General features: G+C 68.2%; 14 protein-coding genes. 6 read left to right on the forward strand and 8 right to left on the reverse strand.

Annotated features, from left to right (window positions below; translation table 11 throughout):
• Positions 1 to 89: 89 nt before the first annotated feature.
• The 4 genes from QX204_RS02105 to QX204_RS02120 form a co-directional block, all read right to left on the reverse strand.
• The gene (locus tag QX204_RS02105; RefSeq protein ID WP_301904926.1) at positions 90 to 926 is read right to left on the reverse strand and encodes an SDR family oxidoreductase; all 837 of its coding nucleotides are present in this window, start codon (positions 924 to 926) and stop codon (positions 90 to 92) included.
• A 202-nt stretch (positions 927 to 1128) separates the two neighbouring features.
• Positions 1129 to 1863 (reverse strand): CPBP family intramembrane glutamic endopeptidase, encoded by a 735-nt coding sequence (locus tag QX204_RS02110; protein ID WP_062982456.1) that lies wholly within the window; start codon positions 1861 to 1863, stop codon positions 1129 to 1131.
• A 127-nt stretch (positions 1864 to 1990) separates the two neighbouring features.
• The gene (locus QX204_RS02115; RefSeq protein WP_301904927.1) at positions 1991 to 2932 is read right to left on the reverse strand and encodes an RluA family pseudouridine synthase; all 942 of its coding nucleotides are present in this window, start codon (positions 2930 to 2932) and stop codon (positions 1991 to 1993) included.
• Positions 2933 to 2976: 44 nt separating this feature from the next.
• Positions 2977 to 3552, reverse strand: coding sequence for a putative glycolipid-binding domain-containing protein (locus QX204_RS02120; protein ID WP_301904928.1), 576 nt, complete (start codon positions 3550 to 3552; stop codon positions 2977 to 2979).
• A gap of 341 nt (positions 3553 to 3893) precedes the next feature.
• Here QX204_RS02120 and QX204_RS02125 point away from each other — a divergent pair, with 341 nt between their 5' ends.
• A complete protein-coding gene (locus tag QX204_RS02125; RefSeq protein ID WP_301904929.1) occupies positions 3894 to 5726 on the forward strand; it encodes an ABC transporter ATP-binding protein in 1833 nt (610 codons plus the stop codon).
• Positions 5723 to 7459 (forward strand): ABC transporter ATP-binding protein, encoded by a 1737-nt coding sequence (locus tag QX204_RS02130; protein ID WP_301904930.1) that lies wholly within the window; start codon positions 5723 to 5725, stop codon positions 7457 to 7459. The genes QX204_RS02125 and QX204_RS02130 overlap by 4 nt, the downstream gene beginning before the upstream one ends.
• 42 nt (positions 7460 to 7501) lie before the next feature.
• Here the strand turns inward: QX204_RS02130 and QX204_RS02135 are convergent, their stop codons facing one another.
• From QX204_RS02135 to QX204_RS02145, 3 genes are all read right to left on the reverse strand, one after another.
• On the reverse strand, positions 7502 to 8713 hold the full coding sequence (locus QX204_RS02135; protein ID WP_301904931.1) for a pyridoxal phosphate-dependent aminotransferase: 1212 nt from the start codon (positions 8711 to 8713) through the stop codon (positions 7502 to 7504).
• Between the two features lie 73 nt (positions 8714 to 8786).
• Positions 8787 to 9206 (reverse strand): TIGR03667 family PPOX class F420-dependent oxidoreductase, encoded by a 420-nt coding sequence (locus tag QX204_RS02140; RefSeq protein WP_301904932.1) that lies wholly within the window; start codon positions 9204 to 9206, stop codon positions 8787 to 8789.
• Positions 9207 to 9289: 83 nt separating this feature from the next.
• A complete protein-coding gene (locus tag QX204_RS02145) occupies positions 9290 to 9997 on the reverse strand; it encodes a siderophore-interacting protein (RefSeq protein WP_301904933.1) in 708 nt (235 codons plus the stop codon).
• Positions 9998 to 10101: 104 nt separating this feature from the next.
• Between QX204_RS02145 and QX204_RS02150 the strand changes: the two genes are divergently transcribed.
• A complete protein-coding gene (locus tag QX204_RS02150; RefSeq protein ID WP_301908229.1) occupies positions 10102 to 11373 on the forward strand; it encodes a SidA/IucD/PvdA family monooxygenase in 1272 nt (423 codons plus the stop codon).
• A 60-nt stretch (positions 11374 to 11433) separates the two neighbouring features.
• Here QX204_RS02150 and QX204_RS02155 read toward each other — a convergent pair whose 3' ends face one another.
• Complete coding sequence (locus QX204_RS02155; protein ID WP_301904934.1) at positions 11434 to 12096, reverse strand: GNAT family N-acetyltransferase; 663 nt, start codon at positions 12094 to 12096, stop codon at positions 11434 to 11436.
• Between the two features lie 254 nt (positions 12097 to 12350).
• Here QX204_RS02155 and QX204_RS02160 point away from each other — a divergent pair, with 254 nt between their 5' ends.
• From QX204_RS02160 to nbtC, 3 genes are read left to right on the forward strand one after another with little or no spacing between them, the layout of a single operon-like run.
• On the forward strand, positions 12351 to 13103 hold the full coding sequence (locus tag QX204_RS02160) for a thioesterase II family protein (protein WP_301904935.1): 753 nt from the start codon (positions 12351 to 12353) through the stop codon (positions 13101 to 13103).
• Positions 13100 to 14413, forward strand: a complete 1314-nt coding sequence (locus tag QX204_RS02165; RefSeq protein ID WP_301904936.1) for a beta-ketoacyl [acyl carrier protein] synthase domain-containing protein — start codon at positions 13100 to 13102, stop codon at positions 14411 to 14413. The genes QX204_RS02160 and QX204_RS02165 overlap by 4 nt, the downstream gene beginning before the upstream one ends.
• On the forward strand, positions 14406 to 17546 hold the full coding sequence (gene nbtC, locus QX204_RS02170) for a nocobactin polyketide synthase NbtC (RefSeq protein WP_301904937.1): 3141 nt from the start codon (positions 14406 to 14408) through the stop codon (positions 17544 to 17546). Before QX204_RS02165 ends, nbtC begins: the two co-directional genes overlap by 8 nt.
• Positions 17547 to 17555: the final 9 nt, after the last annotated feature.

The following is a 17555-nucleotide window of genomic DNA, read 5'->3' on the forward strand; positions in this document are numbered from 1 at the left end:
TGATTGCCAGAGAGCGTAAACGCCGACCGTGCCCCGGTCAACGACAACGAGTCGATTCCGTCGAATCCCCGGTAGCGACACGCCGGGATTCAGGAATCGCTCTCGCCGCGGAGCAGCCTTTTCTCGTAGGCGGAGCGGTTCGACGATCCGGCCACCGCCACAACCTGATTCGGCACGGTCCGCCGCAAGACGATGTCGCGCAACCACTGTGGCAGCACGCCGACGAGACCGACCACCGGTCCGAGATGCGCGGGCAGTGTCACCTCGAATCGCGGCCGCTCTACGGCATCGAGAACGGCTGCGGCGACATCACTCGGCTGGAGTAATCGTGCCGCGCCCGTTGCGGTTCCGGCTGCCAACTCGGTATCGACCACGCCCGGCATGATCGCCGTCAGATGCACGCCGCTGCCGCGTAATTCCTCGCGAACCGCGGTCAGATAACCGAGGACCCCGTGTTTGGTCGCGGCGTACGTCGCTTCACCGGCGGGGGACACCTTGGACGCGAGAGACGCGATGGTGACGATGTGCCCACGCCCGCGTGTCCGCATCGCTGGGGCCGCCAATCGCACCCCGCGGATCACCCCGTGCAGATTCACCGCGAGCATCCGTGCCGTCGCGCTGTCGGGTTCGGTATCGAACGGCCCGACCCACATCACCCCGGCATTGTTGACGAGCACATCGACCGGCCCGAGTATCGCCTCGGTGACGGCGAGGAAATCGTGAAACGACCGCTCGTCGGTCACATCGAGCTCGCACCCGTGCACAGTGCCCGGCAACCCGGCCGCGGCCTCGCGCGCCGCGTTTCCCGACAGATCGCCGAGGCACACCCGAGCTCCCGCGACCGCGAACTGCCGCGCGATCTCCAGCCCGATCCCGGCGGCGCCGCCGGTTACCGCGACGACCCTTCCGGTGTGCGTACGTTTCATGGCGACAATGCCCTCTCGGTGGAAACCGCTATATCTGGCATGCCGTCATGCCAGAAATCGGTCGCCAGTATTCCACGCAGTCACGACGTGCCGATAGCCTCAGCGGCAAACCTCTGGACACTCGACCACCAGGCGTGCGCGGCGTTCGACTTTTACACAACACTTCCGCTGAGAGCGCGGCGTTCGACTACCCGGTTCGAGCTCAGCGCAGGGCGGTGTGCCAGACGACGGCGGCGGCGAGCGCGCCCGCTCCGTTGAGCGACCAGTGCAGAGCGATGGGCGCGAGGAGGCTGCCGCTGCGCCGGCGCAGCCAGGTGAACACGACGCCCGCGGCGGCCGTGGCAGCCACGGCCAGCGCTATGCCGACCAGTTGGCCGAGCAAGCCGCCACCGACGATGCTGGACAGCCCCTTGTTGCCGGAGGTGAGGCCGAACGAGGACGCGATATGCCAGAGTCCGAACATCAGCGAGCCCGCCGCGAAGAGCCCGCGAACGCCGAGGACCCGATCGAGGGTGCCGTGGAGTACGCCGCGGAACGCGAGTTCCTCGGGGATCACCGTCTGCAACGGAATGACGATCATGGACGCGATGAGCGCGCCGGAGATCGTCGCGTATCGATCGGCGAGGAAGAACGGCCTGGTGAGCGGTAGGAGAGCGCCGATCGCGACCGCGGTCAACACGATCCCGACCGCGCCGAGGGCATACACCGTCCCGCGCTTCCAGTGCCGCGGTGACAGGCCGAGTTCAGCCCAGCCCAGCCCCCGCTTGCGCATCAGCGCCAACAGCGCGAACGCCGCGATGGGCACGGTGACGATATTGGCCCAGGCCGTCGTGAAGTGCGCGATCAGATTGGTACCGGCCAGCACGACGACAACCACGGCGATGTCGATGTAGGCATGCAGCTTCGGCCGGGAATCGGCGATGGCGGGTACGGGCACCCGACCGAGTGTACGGAAATATCACGAAAGGAAAACGGTCCGGTGAATGCGGGACAACATGCCGACTCCGGCACTGAGCGGCCGGGAGCAGGACCATCAAGATCGTCGGGATTCGCCGTGCTGTGAGCTATTCGACAGGCGATCCGGACCATCCGGCCGGATCGGTCCATGCCCGCAGCGTGCGCTGGGTCTCGAACCGCCGTGGAACTCCGCTGACCGGATCGGTGAATTCGAGCGAAGCCGCCAGCAATTGCAACGGCCGCGTGTAATCGTCGACCGGCTTATCGGTGATCACCGGATAGAAATCGTCGCCGAGAATCGGCACGCCGAGTCCGTTCATATGGATCCGCAGCTGATGGGTTCGCCCGGTGTGCGGGCGAAGACGGTAGCGCCCGAGCCCGTCGCGGTGCTCGACCAACTCCACCTCGGTCTCGGCATTGGGCTCGCCGTCCACTTCATAGGCGGCGAGCACCTGCTTCTCCTTGATGATCCGGCTGCGCACGGTCCGCGGCAGCTCGAGCGCGGGATCGTAGGGGGCGATGGCCTCGTATTCCTTGCGCACGGTCTTGCGGTGGAACATTGTCTGATACGCCCCGCGCCGCGCCGGATTCACCACGAACAGCAGCAGGCCCGCGGTGACCCGGTCCAGTCGGTGCGCGGGGATCAGATCGGGGAGGTCGAGGTCGTTGCGCAACCGCACCAGCGCGGTCTGCAGGATGTGCTGGCCGCGCGGGATCGTCGCCAGGAAATGCGGCTTGTCGATCACGAGGATGTCGTCGTCGCGGTGCACGATGCCGATATCGAACGGCACCTCGGTCTCGACGGGCAGATCGCGGTGGAACCACACGGCACTACCCGGCACGAACGGTGCGTCCGGTGCCAGCGGACCTTCCAGGTCCACGATCTCACCCGCCATCAGCATCGCGTCGATCCTGGCCGGATCCACCCGCGGCAACCGCTCGACGAGGTGGTCGCGCACGGTCGCCCACTGCCCGTCCTCCGGGAGCCGGAGTCGGGCGGGATCGAGGCCGTGCCGCTTCGGCAGCGGCGGCTGCTGCCTACGTCGCATGAAGCAAGTGTGGTCTGTCCGGTGAACGTGCTCCGCCGTGGGGTTCAGGCGGTGCGCGTCGCGATTCCCGGGTACTCCACGATCAGGCCCGACTCGTCGTAGTCCAGCGTGGCCTGGAAGTCGAAGTCGGGAGAGCTGTAGGCATAGCGCTGACCGGCCCCGTCGGCGATGCGGCGATAGCGCTGCGGCAACCGGGCCGCGGTGAGGTCGGCGGCCCGGAGGTAGACCGCGGGCGCGTCGGCCGCGTCACCGACCGCGAGCCCGAGGCGATGCACCGGCAAGGCGTTCGTGAACGCCGACGCCTCGAGATCGATATCGAGGCACCCGTCGAGTTCGGGCGCGAGCGTGCCGTCGACCTGCCAGCGCCCCAACCCGTCGGACTGCACCTGCACCGACCGCCTGCCCTCGGGATAGCGCCCGACGATCTGCGCCGACCGGGTATTCCAGCCCCCGTCGAGCCGCAGCCGATAGTCGATCGCCCAGACGATGCCGTCCTCGACCGCCGTCGCACACCCCTCGACGAGAAGTCCGCGCGCATCGTCGCGGAAATATGTCACTTCGAATCCGGTGCGCGCGTCACGATGCAGCCAGGCGGCCGAAGGTGGCAGGGGAGTGAACATGGCCACCGCATTCCCTGAATTCCGCCGCCCAATCGCTAGCCCGCCCGCTGATCGAGCACCATCAGTTTCGCTTCGACGAGGACTTGGCGCGCACGCCGTCGCACCCGGCACAGGTCGACGCTGCATTCCAGATGTATCTGCATTGCCCGATGCGCCTGTTCGGGCGACAGTTTTCCGGGGTCGGAATGGCAATCGGCGGAGGAAATTACGCGCGAAATCGCGCAATGCCGACGGGTTGACTGGCAGTTCACACAACCTTCCCCGATCGGCCACAACCGCTCAACTTAGGCTAACCTACCTTCTGCGGAGTTGCCGCGGACAGGTCGAGAGGCGAGAACGATATGACGGTGCAGGTAGCGCCGCCACCGGGGGCGGAGTCGGGGAACCGGCTGCCCAAGGCGGCAGCGAAAGCGCAGAAGCAGCGGGAAGCGCTGGCGCGCAAGGAGATTCTGGCGCCGGTATCGGGGATGCTGACGGTGGCGAGCCTGATCGTGGCGCTCGCCTCGGTGTGCTCGGTGGTCCCGTTCATCTTGATCGTCGCGGCCTGCCGCGAACTGCTGAACTCCCCGGTCGACACCGACCGGGTGTGGTGGCTGTTCGGCGCTGCCGTGCTCGTGCTCGTCGCGCGTGCCTCCCTGCAGGTCGTCGCGCTCAGCTGGTCGCACGCGGTCGACGCCGGCTACCAGCTCACGCTGCGCAGGCTGCTCGCGGCCAAGCTCACCCGGGTGCCGCTCGGCTGGTTCGGTGAGCGCAGCTCCGGTGAGGTCAAGGGCTATCTGCGCGACGATGTCGACGCCCTGCACTTCCTGGTCGCGCATGCCCGGCTCGATTTCATCGGCGCGCTGGTGGTCCCGCTGGTCACCCTCGGCTACCTGTTCACCGTCGACTGGCGACTCACGCTGGTGCTGATGATTCCGCTGATCGCCTACTTCGTGCTGTTCGGCAAGATCATGGACCGCGACGGCCGCGACCGCGTGGCGGTGTACACCCGCTGGGAGCGGCGTCTGACCGCCGCCACCATCGAGTTCGTCGACGGCATCCAGGTGGTGCGGGCGTTCGGTCAGGCGGGCAAAGCGCACAAGGAGTTCCAGGACGCTGTCGAAGGCCAGGTCCAGGCGGCGCATCGGATGAAGACGCCGATCATTCGCGTGCAGGCGGCCTCCGACATCGTCGTGATGCCCGTGTTCGTCATGCTGGTCGTGGTTCTCGGTGGCCTCGCCGGGGTCGGCCTCGGCTGGGTGGACCCGCTGGATCTGCTGCCGTTCCTGCTGGTCGGGCTCGGCATCGGCAGTTCGCTGCTGGGCCTGGGCTACGGCTCGCAGGCCCTGCGCGCCGGTGGCGCCGCGGCCCTGCGACTGCACGAACTGCTGCAGACCCCGGAATTGGAGATCGCCGAAACACCGGCGGGCGTCCAGACCGGCGTCGTGCGCTTCGAAGGCGTCGAGTTCGCTTACCGCACCGGCCATGATGTGCTGCGCGGCGTCGACCTCGAACTGACTCCCGGCACCATCACCGCCCTGGTCGGCCCGAGCGGTTCCGGCAAGTCGACCCTGGCCAAGCTGCTGCCCCGCTTCTACGACGTGGGTGCGGGCCGAATCACCATCGACGGTCGCGATATTCGCGAGTTCACCAGCGAAGAACTCTACCGCACAGTCGGATTCGTCTTCCAGGATGTTCGCCTGATCCGCGGCAGCATCCGGGAGAACCTCCTGCTGGCCCGCCCCGACGCGGACGCCGAAGCCATCGAGCGCGCGACGAGGGCCGCCCAGATCCACGACCGGATCCTGGCGCTGCCGCGCGGCTACGACTCCGAGATCGGCGTCGACGCCACGCTCTCCGGCGGTGAGGCGCAGCGCCTGTCGATCGCCCGCGCCCTGCTGGCCGACACCCCGGTACTCGTCCTCGACGAGGCGACCGCGTTCGCCGACCCCGAGTCCGAGGCCGCGGTCCAGGACGCGCTGGCCGCCCTGGTCGCCGGGCGCACGGTGCTCGTCATCGCGCACCGTCTGCACACCATCACCGGCGTCGATCGAATTCTGGTGCTGGACAACGGAGCTCTCGTCGAACAGGGCACGCATGAGCAACTGCGGGCCGCGGGCGGCCTATATCAGCGGCTGTGGGAGATCAACGAAGCAGCCCTCGGCGCGCTCGCCCTGGTGGAGGAGACACGATGATTCGCAAGGTTTTCCGGCTCGTCCCCGACGAGTTCGCCCCGCTGATCTCGCGGCTGCTCGGCGTGATCGTGGTGCAGGCGCTGTGCCAGGCCATCGCGTATCTGCTGCTGGTTCCCGTGCTGGAGGCGCTGTTCGACGACAATCTGAGCGGCGCGTGGCTGTGGGCGCTCGGCATGGCCGCCGCCGTGGCCGGTGTGGTCGTCTTCGGTTACCTGCAGGCCGTGATCGGGCTGCGCATCGGCCTCGGCATGCAGCGTGGACTGCAGACCCGGCTCGGCGATCAGCTCAACGCGTTGCCGCTGGGCTGGTTCGAAGATCGCGACGCGGGCCCGCTCTCGCGGGTGATGGTCGAGCAGGTGCGTGAAATGCAGGGCCTGATCGCCTATCTGCTCACCAAGGTGCTCACCGGCATCATCGTGCCGCTGGTCGTCGCGATCGGGATGCTGTTCATCGACTGGCGCGTCGGCGTGGCGATGTTGCTCGCCGCACCGGTGCTCTACCTGGTGAACAATCTCGCCAATCGAGCCTACACCGGCGCCGACACCCGGCTGCACGCCGCGGCGGCCGAAGCCGACTCGCGGGTGGTGGAGTTCGCGCAGGCCCAGCCGGTATTGCGCGCGTTCGGCGCGGTCGGCGCGGGCAACAAGAAGCTGGATTCGGCGCTGGTACAGCAGCGTTCGGCCGTGCTGAAGATGATGGTCGCGACCGTGCCGGGGCTGACCGTGTTCGCGCTGTTCGTGCAGGCCGTATTCCTGGTGCTCGCCTATATCGCGGTCGTCCAGGTGACCGATGGCGCGATCTCGGCCGCCGCGGCGATCGCGCTGATCGCGGTGAGCGCGCGCTTCATCGAACCGGTGAACCAGGCCGCCCAGCTGGGTACGGCCCTGCGTTCGGCCGCCGCGGCCGCCGACCGCATCACCGACCTGCTCGCCGAATCGCCGCTGCCCGCCGCCACCGAACCGGTTACCCCGGGTGCGCCCGCGGTGGTCTTCGACGAGGTGAGCTTCGGCTACCGCCCGGGCGAACCGGTGCTGTCGGATCTGACGTTCACCGTCCCCGCGGGCACCACCACCGCCATCGTCGGGCCGAGTGGATCGGGCAAGACCACCCTGCTGCGTCTCGCCGCCCGTTTCTACGACGTCGAGTCCGGCGTGGTCTCGGTGGGCGAACACGATGTGCGCCAACAGCCTTCCGACACCTTGCTCGATCAGCTTTCGCTGGTCTTCCAGAACGTCTACCTGTTCAACCGCTCGGTCGCCGACAACATCCGCATCGGCAAGCCCGACGCCACCGAGGACGAACTGCACCGCGCGGCGATCGCCGCCAGGGTCGACGAGATCGTCGAACGGCTGCCGGACGGCTTCGACACCACCGTCGGCGAAGGCGGCACCTCGCTGTCCGGCGGTGAGCGTCAACGGGTCTCGATCGCCCGCGCCCTGCTCAAGGACGCCCCGATCGTGCTGCTCGACGAGGCCACCAGCGCGCTCGACCCGCACAGCGAGGCCGTCGTGGTCCGTGGCATCCACCAACTCACGAGGGATAAAACGGTTCTCGTCGTCGCGCACCGGCTCTCGACGATCGCCCACGCCGACCAGATCCTGTTCCTGGACAAGGGCCGCATCTCCGAACGCGGCACGCACGCCGAGCTTCTCGCGCTGAACGGCCGCTACGCCGCGTTCTGGAACGAGCGCGAGCGGGCAACCGGCTGGCGGCTGGAGCCGGTCTCCGCGTAAACGCCAGGCCTCGGCGGTGTCGCGACACCGCCGAGGTCGAGTTCACTGATGGTAGGTGGAGAGGAATTCGCCGATCCGGCCGATGATCTGGTCGAGCTCATCGGCTTGCGGCAGGGTGACGATGCGGAAATGGTCGGGGGAGGGCCAGTTGAAGCCGGTGCCTTGCACGACGTGAATCTTGGTGGCCAGCAACAGGTCCAGCACGAATTTCTCGTCGTTGTCGATTCGGTAGGTCTCCCGGTCGAGCTTGGGGAAGGCGTACAGCGCGCCCTTGGGCTTCACGCACGACACACCCGGAATCGCATTGAGTGCCGACCACGCGCGATCGCGCTGCTCGAGCAGTCGCCCGCCGGGCAGGGTGAGTTCGTGGATGCTCTGATGTCCGCCCAGCGCCGCCTGAACAGCTTGCTGTGCGGGCACATTCGCGCACAACCGCAAACCGGACAGCATCGTGAGACCCTCGAGGTAGCTCTCGGCATGACGCGTCGGCCCGGAGACGGTGAGCCAGCCGGACCGGAAGCCGGCGAGCCGGTAGGCCTTGGACAAGCCGTTGAACGTCAGACACAGCAGGTCGGGCGCGAGTGAGGCGGTGACGGTGTGGGCCACGTCGTCGTAGAGGATCTTGTCGTAGATCTCGTCGGAACAGACGATCAGATTGTGCTGGCGGGCGAGCTCGAGCATCTGCTCGAGCACCTCGGTGGGGTATACCGCGCCGGTCGGGTTGTTCGGGTTGATGATCACGATGGCCCGCGTGCGGTCGGTGATCTTGGCCGCGATATCGGCGATGTCGGGATACCAGTCGGCGCCCTCGTCACAGAGATAGTGCACTGCCCGGCCGCCGTTGAGATGCACCGCGGCGGTCCACAGCGGGAAATCCGGTGCGGGGACGAGGACTTCGTCGCCGTTCTCGATGAGCGCGGTCATCGCCATCATGATGAGTTCGGACGCGCCGTTGCCCAGGAAGACGTTCTCGATATCGAGGTCGTCCACGCCGCGGTCCTCGTAGTACTGCACCACCGCGCGCCGGGCGGGCAGCAACCCCTTCGAGGTCGCGTAGCCCGCCGACGCCGGCAGGTTGGCGATGATGTCGCGCAGCAGCTCCGACGGTGCGTCGAACCCGAACTGCATCGGATTACCGGTATTGAGCTTGATCACCCGGTGTCCCTCGACCTCTAGTCGAGCGGCGTGCTCGGCTATCGGGCCGCGGATTTCATAGGAAACGTTCGCGAGCTTGCTCGACTGTTTGAACTGCATGTCGGCTCCCACCGTGATACGGACGGAGATCGCCACAGTACTCGCCGGGATCCGGTGCACGCACCACGGCAGTTCAGAAGCCGCGCAGGCGGTCCGGGGCAATGCGGATCGGCACCGAGTAGGTCTCGAAGAATTCGGATCGGGTCATCTTGATGTCGACGAAACCCTTGGTGTATTTCCGTGCGTAGTGGGCGATCTCGTCCTCGGTGGGAGGTTCGTCCACCCGCGCCGTGCCGGTGAAGACAGCCACCTCGCCGCCGGACGCGGTGGCATTGAAATTCAGCGCGACCCGCGGATTGTGCGCGAGGTGACGCAGCCTCTTCGCCTCGGGCATGGTGAAGATGAGGAATTCGTCGTTCTCCCAGTGGAACCACACCGGGTTCGGCTGCGGAGTGGCGTTCGCACCGACGGTGGTCAACCAGATCACGTGTTCGCGGGCCAGCCGCTTGCCGACTTCTTCGCCGAAGGGGGTGGCGGCGTCGAGAATGGACACGGTGCTCTCCTCGCAGGCAGGGGACGACTTCCGCCCCTCACACTTGCCGAAATCCCGCTACGCCGCTACCCGCCTCGCGGGCCTTACTTCCAGTAGGCCTGCGCCTTGATCGAGGTCTTGGGCAGGGCGTGCTGGGTCTTGAGGGTCTTCACGATCGAGCGGGTGGTGTGCCCGTCGCAGGTGACCCACCCGTAAGTGCCCGGTACGCAGGTGATTTCCTGAGCGGCCTCGCGCAGCAGGCGGCCGTCGTCGATGCGCTGGACCCAGGTGAGGGTGTGGTGGGGCTTGTTGCTGACCGGGATGGTCTGGTCGGACTCGTACTGCCATTCCAGCCAGACGCGCGCCGGGGTGTCGCCGATGGCGTCGAGCAGCGAGTTGATGGCGGGCAAGGAGGCGGTGTCGCCGAAGATGACGTACTCGCTCGGCGTCTGCTCGGGCAGCTGGAAATCCGAGCCGAGCACGGTGGCGTCGAGCGGGTCGCCCGGCTTCGCGCGGCGCGCCCAGTCGGCTGCCGGGCCGTTGTGCAGGGCGAAGTCGATGCTCATCGTGTCCGCGTCAGGGTTCTGGTCGACCAGGGTGTAGCCGCGGTGGTGCAGCTTGTCGCTGTTCGCGTCGGGAATCCACAGGCGGATCCACTGGGTCGGGTGTACCGGGTGGTCGGCGAGCAGGCCACCCGCGGTGAAGCCGATGCGGACGAACTTGTCGGTGATCTGTTCGTTGGACGTCACCGTCAGCCGGTAGTCGGCACCGCCCCAGGCCTTGGTTATCAGACCATTCAATCCCTTACCCATAGCGTTAGGTTAGCCTAACGACACTTGTTTGTCCGCTCCGGTGGTTAAATAAGGTAAGCCTATGCAAATATGGGCTGGTGCGTGAGAGAGTGGAGAACGAACCGGTGGAAACCCTCCTGGTAGTCGGCGCGGGGCCGAAAGCCCTTGCGGTGGCGACTAAATCGCACGTTCTGCGCTCGCTCGGAATGCCCGCTCCGCGCGTGGTCGTGGTCGAGGCGCACGCCGTCGGCGGTAACTGGCTGCCCACCGGCGGCTGGACCGACGGGCAGCACCGTCTCGGCACCAGTCCCGAGAAGGACATCGGCTTCCCGTACCACTCCACCTGGGCGCGCGGTCGCAACCGCGATATCGATCACGCGATGTCCGCCTTCAGCTGGACCACGTTCCTGATCGAGCACGGCACCTACGCCGAGTGGATCGACCGCGGCAGACCCAGTCCGCAGCACCATGTGTGGGCCAAGTACCTGCAGTGGGTCGCGAAGTCCATCGACCTCGAGCTGGTGCTCGGTCGCGTGGAGCGCGTCAGTCACGGCGACGGCGAGCAGTGGCAGGTCGACGTGGTCGACGCCGACGGCGCGCGCAGCGAACTGACCGCCGACGGCCTGATGATCACCGGTCCCGGTCGCAGCAGCCGGGCCCTGCTCGACCATCCGCGCGTGCTCAGCATCGCCGAATTCTGGGACAGGGCGGGCAAACGCACGCTGCCCGCTGCCTCCCGCGCCGCGGTGATCGGTGGTGGCGAGACCGGCGGCTCGGCGCTGGACGAGCTGGTTCGGCACGAGATGCTCACCATCTCGGTGATCTCCCCGCTGGCCACCCTCTACACCCGCGGCGAGAGCTTCTTCGAGAACTCGCTGTTCAGCGATCCCGTGAAATGGGCGGCGCTGAGCATCCAGGAACGGCGCGACGTGATCCGGCGCACCGACCGCGGGGTGTTCTCGGTGCGCGTGCAGGAAAGCCTGTTGGGCGACAACCGCGTTCATCACCTGCAGGGCCGGGTCACCAAGATCGCGCCGCAGGGGGAATCGCTGGCATTGACGCTGAGCAACGAGTTGCGCGCCGATCAGGTGCACAACTTCGATCTGGTGGTGGATGCCACCGGCGGCCAGCCGCTGTGGTTCCTCGAGCTGTTCGATCAGCGCACCGCGGACCTGCTCGAACTCGCCGTCGGCGGAGCGTTGACGCAGTCGCGGATCGAATCGTCGATCGGCTACGACCTGGCCGTCACCGGGCTCGGCGGCAAGCTCTATCTCCCCAACATGGCCGCGATGGCGCAGGGGCCGGGGTTCCCGAACCTCAGTTGCCTCGGCGAACTCTCGGACCGGGTGCTGCAGACGGTGCCGGCTCGCGCGCGCGCCGGCGCTATCTCGCGCTGAGCGCAGACAAGAGCCCCTTCCGGTCGAGAAGTCGACGAGAAGGGGCTCTTGTGTTCGCGCTCAGCGCGGCGCGATGACGTCTTCGGGAGTGCGCGGCACGTACTGCAACGCGATTCGCCGATCGGGCCGGACGTCGATCTCGCCGATCAGCTGGAACCCGGCCTTGGCCAGGCTGCGGGCGATCGCCACGTTGCGGTGGTCGGGGTCGCCCAGCACGCGGCGGCAATCGGGATCGGCGGCGAAGACGGCGGTGGTCATGGAGGAAATCCAGGCGGACATGATGCCCTTGCCGATCACCGCGGTGTCGGCGGTGGCGATATGGAAGCCGATGTCGCTGGGATGACTGTCGTAGAAGCGGCCGATCTCGTCCTTGGCGGCGCGGTAGAACTCCAGGTAGGCGATATCGCGCACGCCGAGTTCGGGCTCGCCGAGCAGAGCGAAGTCCAGGCTGAGAATGCAAGGGCGGGAATAGGTTCCGGCCAGTTGCGCGCGGAAGTTGTCGCGGCGGCGCTCGGCGTCCCAGTCCTGTTCCCACGATTCGAGCAGGTGCGGGCGGGCCATCCATTCGGCGAGCAGTTCGGGGTCGGTGCCGTCGGGATCGGCCAGGCGCAGGCTGAACGGCGCCGCGAAGACGGGCAGCGCGGGCGCGGGCGCGGCGGCCACCTCGGCGGGCAGATCGGTCTGCTCGCGGGGCAGCGCGGTGGGGGTCCCGGCGGGGTTCATCTACTCGGTGCTCCGTTCAATCGTAACCTTGGTCACCTCGATGGGTAAGGCTAGCCTATACTAATGGCCGGGTGTTACTGTTGCCCGACCGATCGCCCGGTAATAGCCGGGCGTCCGTTATTCGGGTCGAATTCGGATGCAACAGGATTCGCCCCGGTTCCGGACGACAGCGCCGGGCGGGCCCGCGCGTGAGCGCGGCGTTGGATAGTGCGAAACGGCCGCGCGGCTTCGCGTGGCCGGTGAGGGAGAGCGACATGGCAAGAGAACTCGGCTGGATCAGGCAATTTCAGGCCCCCAGGACCGATTCCCTACCGCCACTGATCGTCTTCCCGCACGCGGGCGCGGGCGCCTCTGCCTACCGAGTGTTCGCCAAGCGTACGGCCGCCGACTTCGACACCGTGATCGTGCAGTACCCCGGCCGTCAGGATCGTGCGCGCGAAGCCGCCGCCGACACGCTGCCCGAGCTGGCCGCAGGCGCCTTCGCCGCCTTCCGCGACTCCGCCCACAACACCGGTGCGCCGCTGACCGTGTTCGGCCACAGCATGGGCTCCATCGTCGCGTTCGAGTTCGTCCGTTTGGCGGAAGCTGCGGGGTTGCCTGTGCGTTTGCTGGTGGTCTCCGCGGCCGCCGCACCGCACCGAATCGCCGAACTCCCAGGCCATCCCACCGAGGACGACGAATTGCTCGACCACATGAGCACGCTCAACGGCACCGGCGCCGACGTGATGGCCAGCCGTGAGGTGATGCGGATGGCGCTGCCGGTGTTGAAGGCCGATTACCGTGCCTTCGACGCCTATTCGTGCGGCCCCGAGGTGACTGTCACGGCACCCGTGCTTGTCCTGGGTGGCGACGACGACCCGTTCGTCGGCCCGCGCGACCTCTACGGCTGGGACCAGAGCACCACCGCCGAGATCGAGGTCAACCTGTTCGCGGGCGGCCACTTCTACCTCGACGAGAACATCGACGGCATCGCCGAGGTGCTCGTCGGCAAGGCGCTCGCGCGATGAACTCCGATCCCATCGTCATCGTCGGGATGGGCGTCGAAGCCCCCGGCGGCGTCGACACACTGCCCGAATTCTGGTCCGCACTGGCCGCCGGGCGCGAGCTGATCGGCCCGTTCCCGCGCGATCGTGACTGGCCGCTCGACGAGTTGTTCGCCCTCGGCAGGCTCGAGGGCTGGGCGCCGGTCCGCGACGCGGGCGGATTCCTCGACAGCGCCACCGAGTTCGACGCGCAGTTCTTCGGCATCACACCGCGCGAAGCGGTGGCGATGGATCCCCAGCAGCGGGTGGCCATGCGGGTGGCCTGGCGCGCGCTCGAGCACGCGGGCATCAATCCCGGCGCGCTCGACGGTGATTCGGCCGGTGTGTGGATGGGTGTCTCGGCGGCCGAGTACGGGCCGCGGGTCGGGTCGGTGAACGAGTACAGCGGCTACCGCGCGACCGGCACCGCGCTCGGTGCGGTGGCCGGGCGGATTTCGCACGGTCTCGGCCTGGTCGGTCCCTCGATCAGCGTGGACACCGCGTGCGCGTCGTCGCTGACCGCCGTGCATCAGGCGGCCTCGGCGATCCGCGCGGGCGAGTGCGACTGGGCGCTGGCGGGCGGAGTGTGCGTGATGGGTTCGCCCGGCGCGTTCTACGAGTTCTCCAAGAACAATGCCCTGGCCACCGACGGCCACTGCCGTTCCTACGCCGCCGACCCGACCGGCACCCTGTGGGCCGAAGGCGCGGGAGTCATCGTGCTGGAACGGCAATCGCGGGCGAAGGCACTGGGCCACCGGATCTACGGGCAGTTGCTCGGTTCGCGGGTCAACCACAACGGTGCGGGCGCCCCGATCGCGGTACCCAGCGCGAGCGCGCAGCAGCGGCTGATCGAGGACACGGTCGCCGCGGCCGGAATCAGTGCCGACGACATCGGCCTGATCGAAGGCCACGGCACCGGTACCGCGGTGGGCGATCCACTCGAATTGACCGCGCTGGCAGCGGCTTACGGCAATCCTGATCGCACCGACGCCCCCCTGCTGGGTTCGGTGAAGTCCAACGCCGGGCACGCCCAGGCGGCCTCGGGGATGCTCGGGCTGATCAAGGTGCTGCTGTGCGGTGCGCACGGCGCCATCGCGCCGAGCCTGTGGGCCGACGCCCCGACCACCGACATCGACTGGGACGCGACCAGTCTGCGGCTGGCAGCCGAACTCACCGACTGGGCGCCGCGCGCGGACGGCCTGCGCTACGCCGCCGTGTCCTCGTTCGGTGTCGCGGGAACCAATGCGCACGCCATCGTCGGCCTGCCGGTGCTGGAGGAGACCAACCATGGCTGAGTACCGCTTGCCGGACGGCAGCGTTCCCGTGCTGCTGTCCTCCGACAGTGTCGACGGCCTGCGCGCCGAGGCCGCCGCGCTGCGTGACTACGTCGCCGCGCATCCCGAGGTGACTCCGGAACGGTTGGCGGACATGCTGTTCCGCACCCGTTCGGCCCGTCGCCGCAGGGCCCTGATCCTGGCCTCGCCGTCGGTCGCCGACCCGGACGCAGCACCCTCGGCGCGGGCGACTGACGAGCTGTTCTCCGCCCTCGACGCCATCGCGACCGGCGCCGAGCACGCGCTCGTCGTGCACGGCGACGTGCCGGCGAGTGCGCGTCGGGTCGGGTTCGTCTTCCCCGGTCAAGGCAGTCAGCGGCCCGGCATGGGCGCGACGTTCTATGAGCTGTCGGCCGACTACCGCGCGGTGGTCGACGAGTGCGCCGCCATCCACGCCGAACGCTTCGGGCACTCCCAGCCGCTGCACTATCTGCTCGGCCACGAAGGGCAGTACGAGGACACGGTGTGGGAAGTGCAGCCCGCGTTGATGTTCCACATGACGGGCCTGGCCGCAGTGTGGCGAGCGGCGGGTGTGGATCCGCACGCGACCGTCGGCCACAGCCAGGGCGAGCTCGCCGCGGGCGCGGTCTCCGGGGTGATGACGCTGCGTGATTCGGTGCTCGCGGTGACCCATCGCGCCCTGCTCGCGGATCGGCTGTCCCCGCGCGGCTATTCGATGGCGGTCTTCGGCATGGACCGCGAGAGTGTGGAAGCGCTGATGGCGCGGCACTCGGGGTGGGCCGAACTCGCCGTGGTCAATTCGCCGCACATCATCGCCATCTCCGGTGAACGCGGCGCCGTGGTCGACCTGGTGGCCGCGGCCACCGCACGCGGCCAGTTCGCCAGGGAGATCCGGGTCGCCTTCCCGGCGCACACGTCCATCGTGGCCGAGGTGCGGTCCGATTTCGAGGGCTTCCTCGGTGACGAGATGAGCACACCGAACTTCACCGAGTCCGAGATCGCCTGTTATGGCGCGACTCTCGGCGAGAAGATCACCCCCGACCTCAAGCAGGAGGAGTACTGGTTCTGGAACCTGCGCAACCGCGTCCGGTTCGACCGGGCCGTGGTCAGCGCGGGCAGTGACGGCGTCGACCTGCTGATCGAGGTCGCCGAGCACCCCGTGCTGCAACTGGCCATCCAGGAGAACCTCGGCCTCGTCCCGAACCGTCCCGGCCTGCCCGCGCGCGACTTCCGTGTCCTCGGCACCTCGCTGCGCACCGCGGACGGCCTGTCGGAGTTCACCCGCAATCTCGCCCAGGTCGCCGTCCTCGACCTCGACTACCGCTGGGACGCGCTGCGCGTCGACGACACCGTCACCCTGCCGCTGCGCGACTTCCCGCACACCGTCACCAACCCCAAGCGTCTCTGGGCACCCCTCGGCGTCAACGAGACTCCCGCCGAACTCGCCGTCGCCACCCCGAAACCCCAACGGCTGGTGGAACAGTGGACGCCACTGCTGCGTCGCGCCCTGACCGCGCCGCGCAGCCTGCTCATCGTCGACCCCACGGGCGAATGCTCCGAGCTGGCCGCCGCGCTGGTCTCCGCGGCGGACCGCCACGGCGCCGAGGCGCGCGTTGTCGCCGCGGGTGGACCTGGCGACGAACAGCCGACCGATACCGTGATCGTCCTGCTCCCGCCTAGCCCCGACGACGACAGTGCCGGTGCGATCGACGCGCTGGTCGACTTCTATGCCGAACGCGCCTGGGCCCCAGCGGTATCCGCGCTGCGTCCCGGCGGTGAGTGCTGGCTGCTCACCACCGGCGGCGAGACCGTGCACGACGGTGACCCGATTCCCGGACTGTTCCAGTCGGGCGTCAGCGCCGGATTTCGCAGTGTCGGCATCGAACACCCCGGCATCCACTTCCGCCATCTCGATCTCGCCGCGAGCGAATCCGCGCCCGCGCAAGCCGCCAAGATCGTCGGCGCGGTGCACTCGAGCGGTGAGGCCGAGCTGGCGCTGCGGGCGGGCAAACTGTTCGTGAAGCGGCTAATCGTCGATACGACCGACGAAACCGGCTCGCTGGGCACCGATCTCGATCACGTGGTGATCGTGGGCGGCACCGGTCAGCTGGGTCTGCGGTTCGCCGATCACCTGGCGCGCACGGGTGCGGGCCGGGTCACGCTGCTGAGCCGCAGCGGCGAAACCGACGCGCTGGCACCGGAACTGGCTCGGCTGCGCGGTATCGGCGCGACCGAGATCGTGGTGCGATCCTGCGATGTCGGCGACGTCGCGGCCGCGACTGCCTTCGGCGCCGAGATCGCCGGTCGTCCGGTGGATCTGGTGATCCATGCCGCGGTGAACTATGTGGACGCCGAACTCGAGCAGATCACCGGCGGCGCCGTGCGCACCGCCGCCGCCGCGAAGCTGCGCGGCCTGGACAACCTCATCGACGCGGTCGCGCTGACCGTGGACTGCCGGGTCCTGCTGTGCTCGTCGATGGCGGCGACGCTGGGCGGACGCGGGCAGGTTCTGTATGCGGTGACCAACCGCATGCTCGACGTGGCGGCCCGCCGACTCCGCGCCCGTGGCATCGCCGCCGCGAGCCTGCAGTGGGGTCTGTGGAGTGTGGCCGGTCCGCTCGACGATGCCGGTTTCGCCCGGGTGGAAGAGGCAGGCGTGTTCCCGATGGTGCCTGCCGACGCGATCGAGGCCGGACTGGCCGCGCCGGTTCGCGACGGCATGATCATCGCCGCCGACTGGGACTTCCTGCGCGAGGTACTCGGGGCGTTCGGCCAGGCCAGCGTGCTCACCGGCCTCGAAACCGAGACGCGGGCACCGCAGGCGACCCAGGCATCCGCCGACGTGGTTCCGACGGCCGCGCCTGCGCCCGTCGTCGCCGCACCCATCGACAGTTTCCCGCTCGACCTGCGCATGCGCACCGAACTGCTCAAGGTGATCGGCGGTGACAGCGCCGAATCCATCGACGCCACCATGCCGTTGGTCGCACTCGGCCTCGATTCCCTACAGGCCTTGGACTTCCGCAAGCGCGTGAAGGCGGAGCTGGATCGCGATCTGCCGGTCGCGGCGATTCTCGGCGGCGCATCGCTCGACGATGTCGTGCTGCTCATGGCACAGAACACCAACCAGGGCTGAGGGGCCGAA

Origin of the sequence: Nocardia sp. PE-7, assembly GCF_030486425.1 — a bacterium.
Classification (GTDB): Bacteria; Actinomycetota; Actinomycetes; order Mycobacteriales; family Mycobacteriaceae; genus Nocardia; species Nocardia salmonicida_A.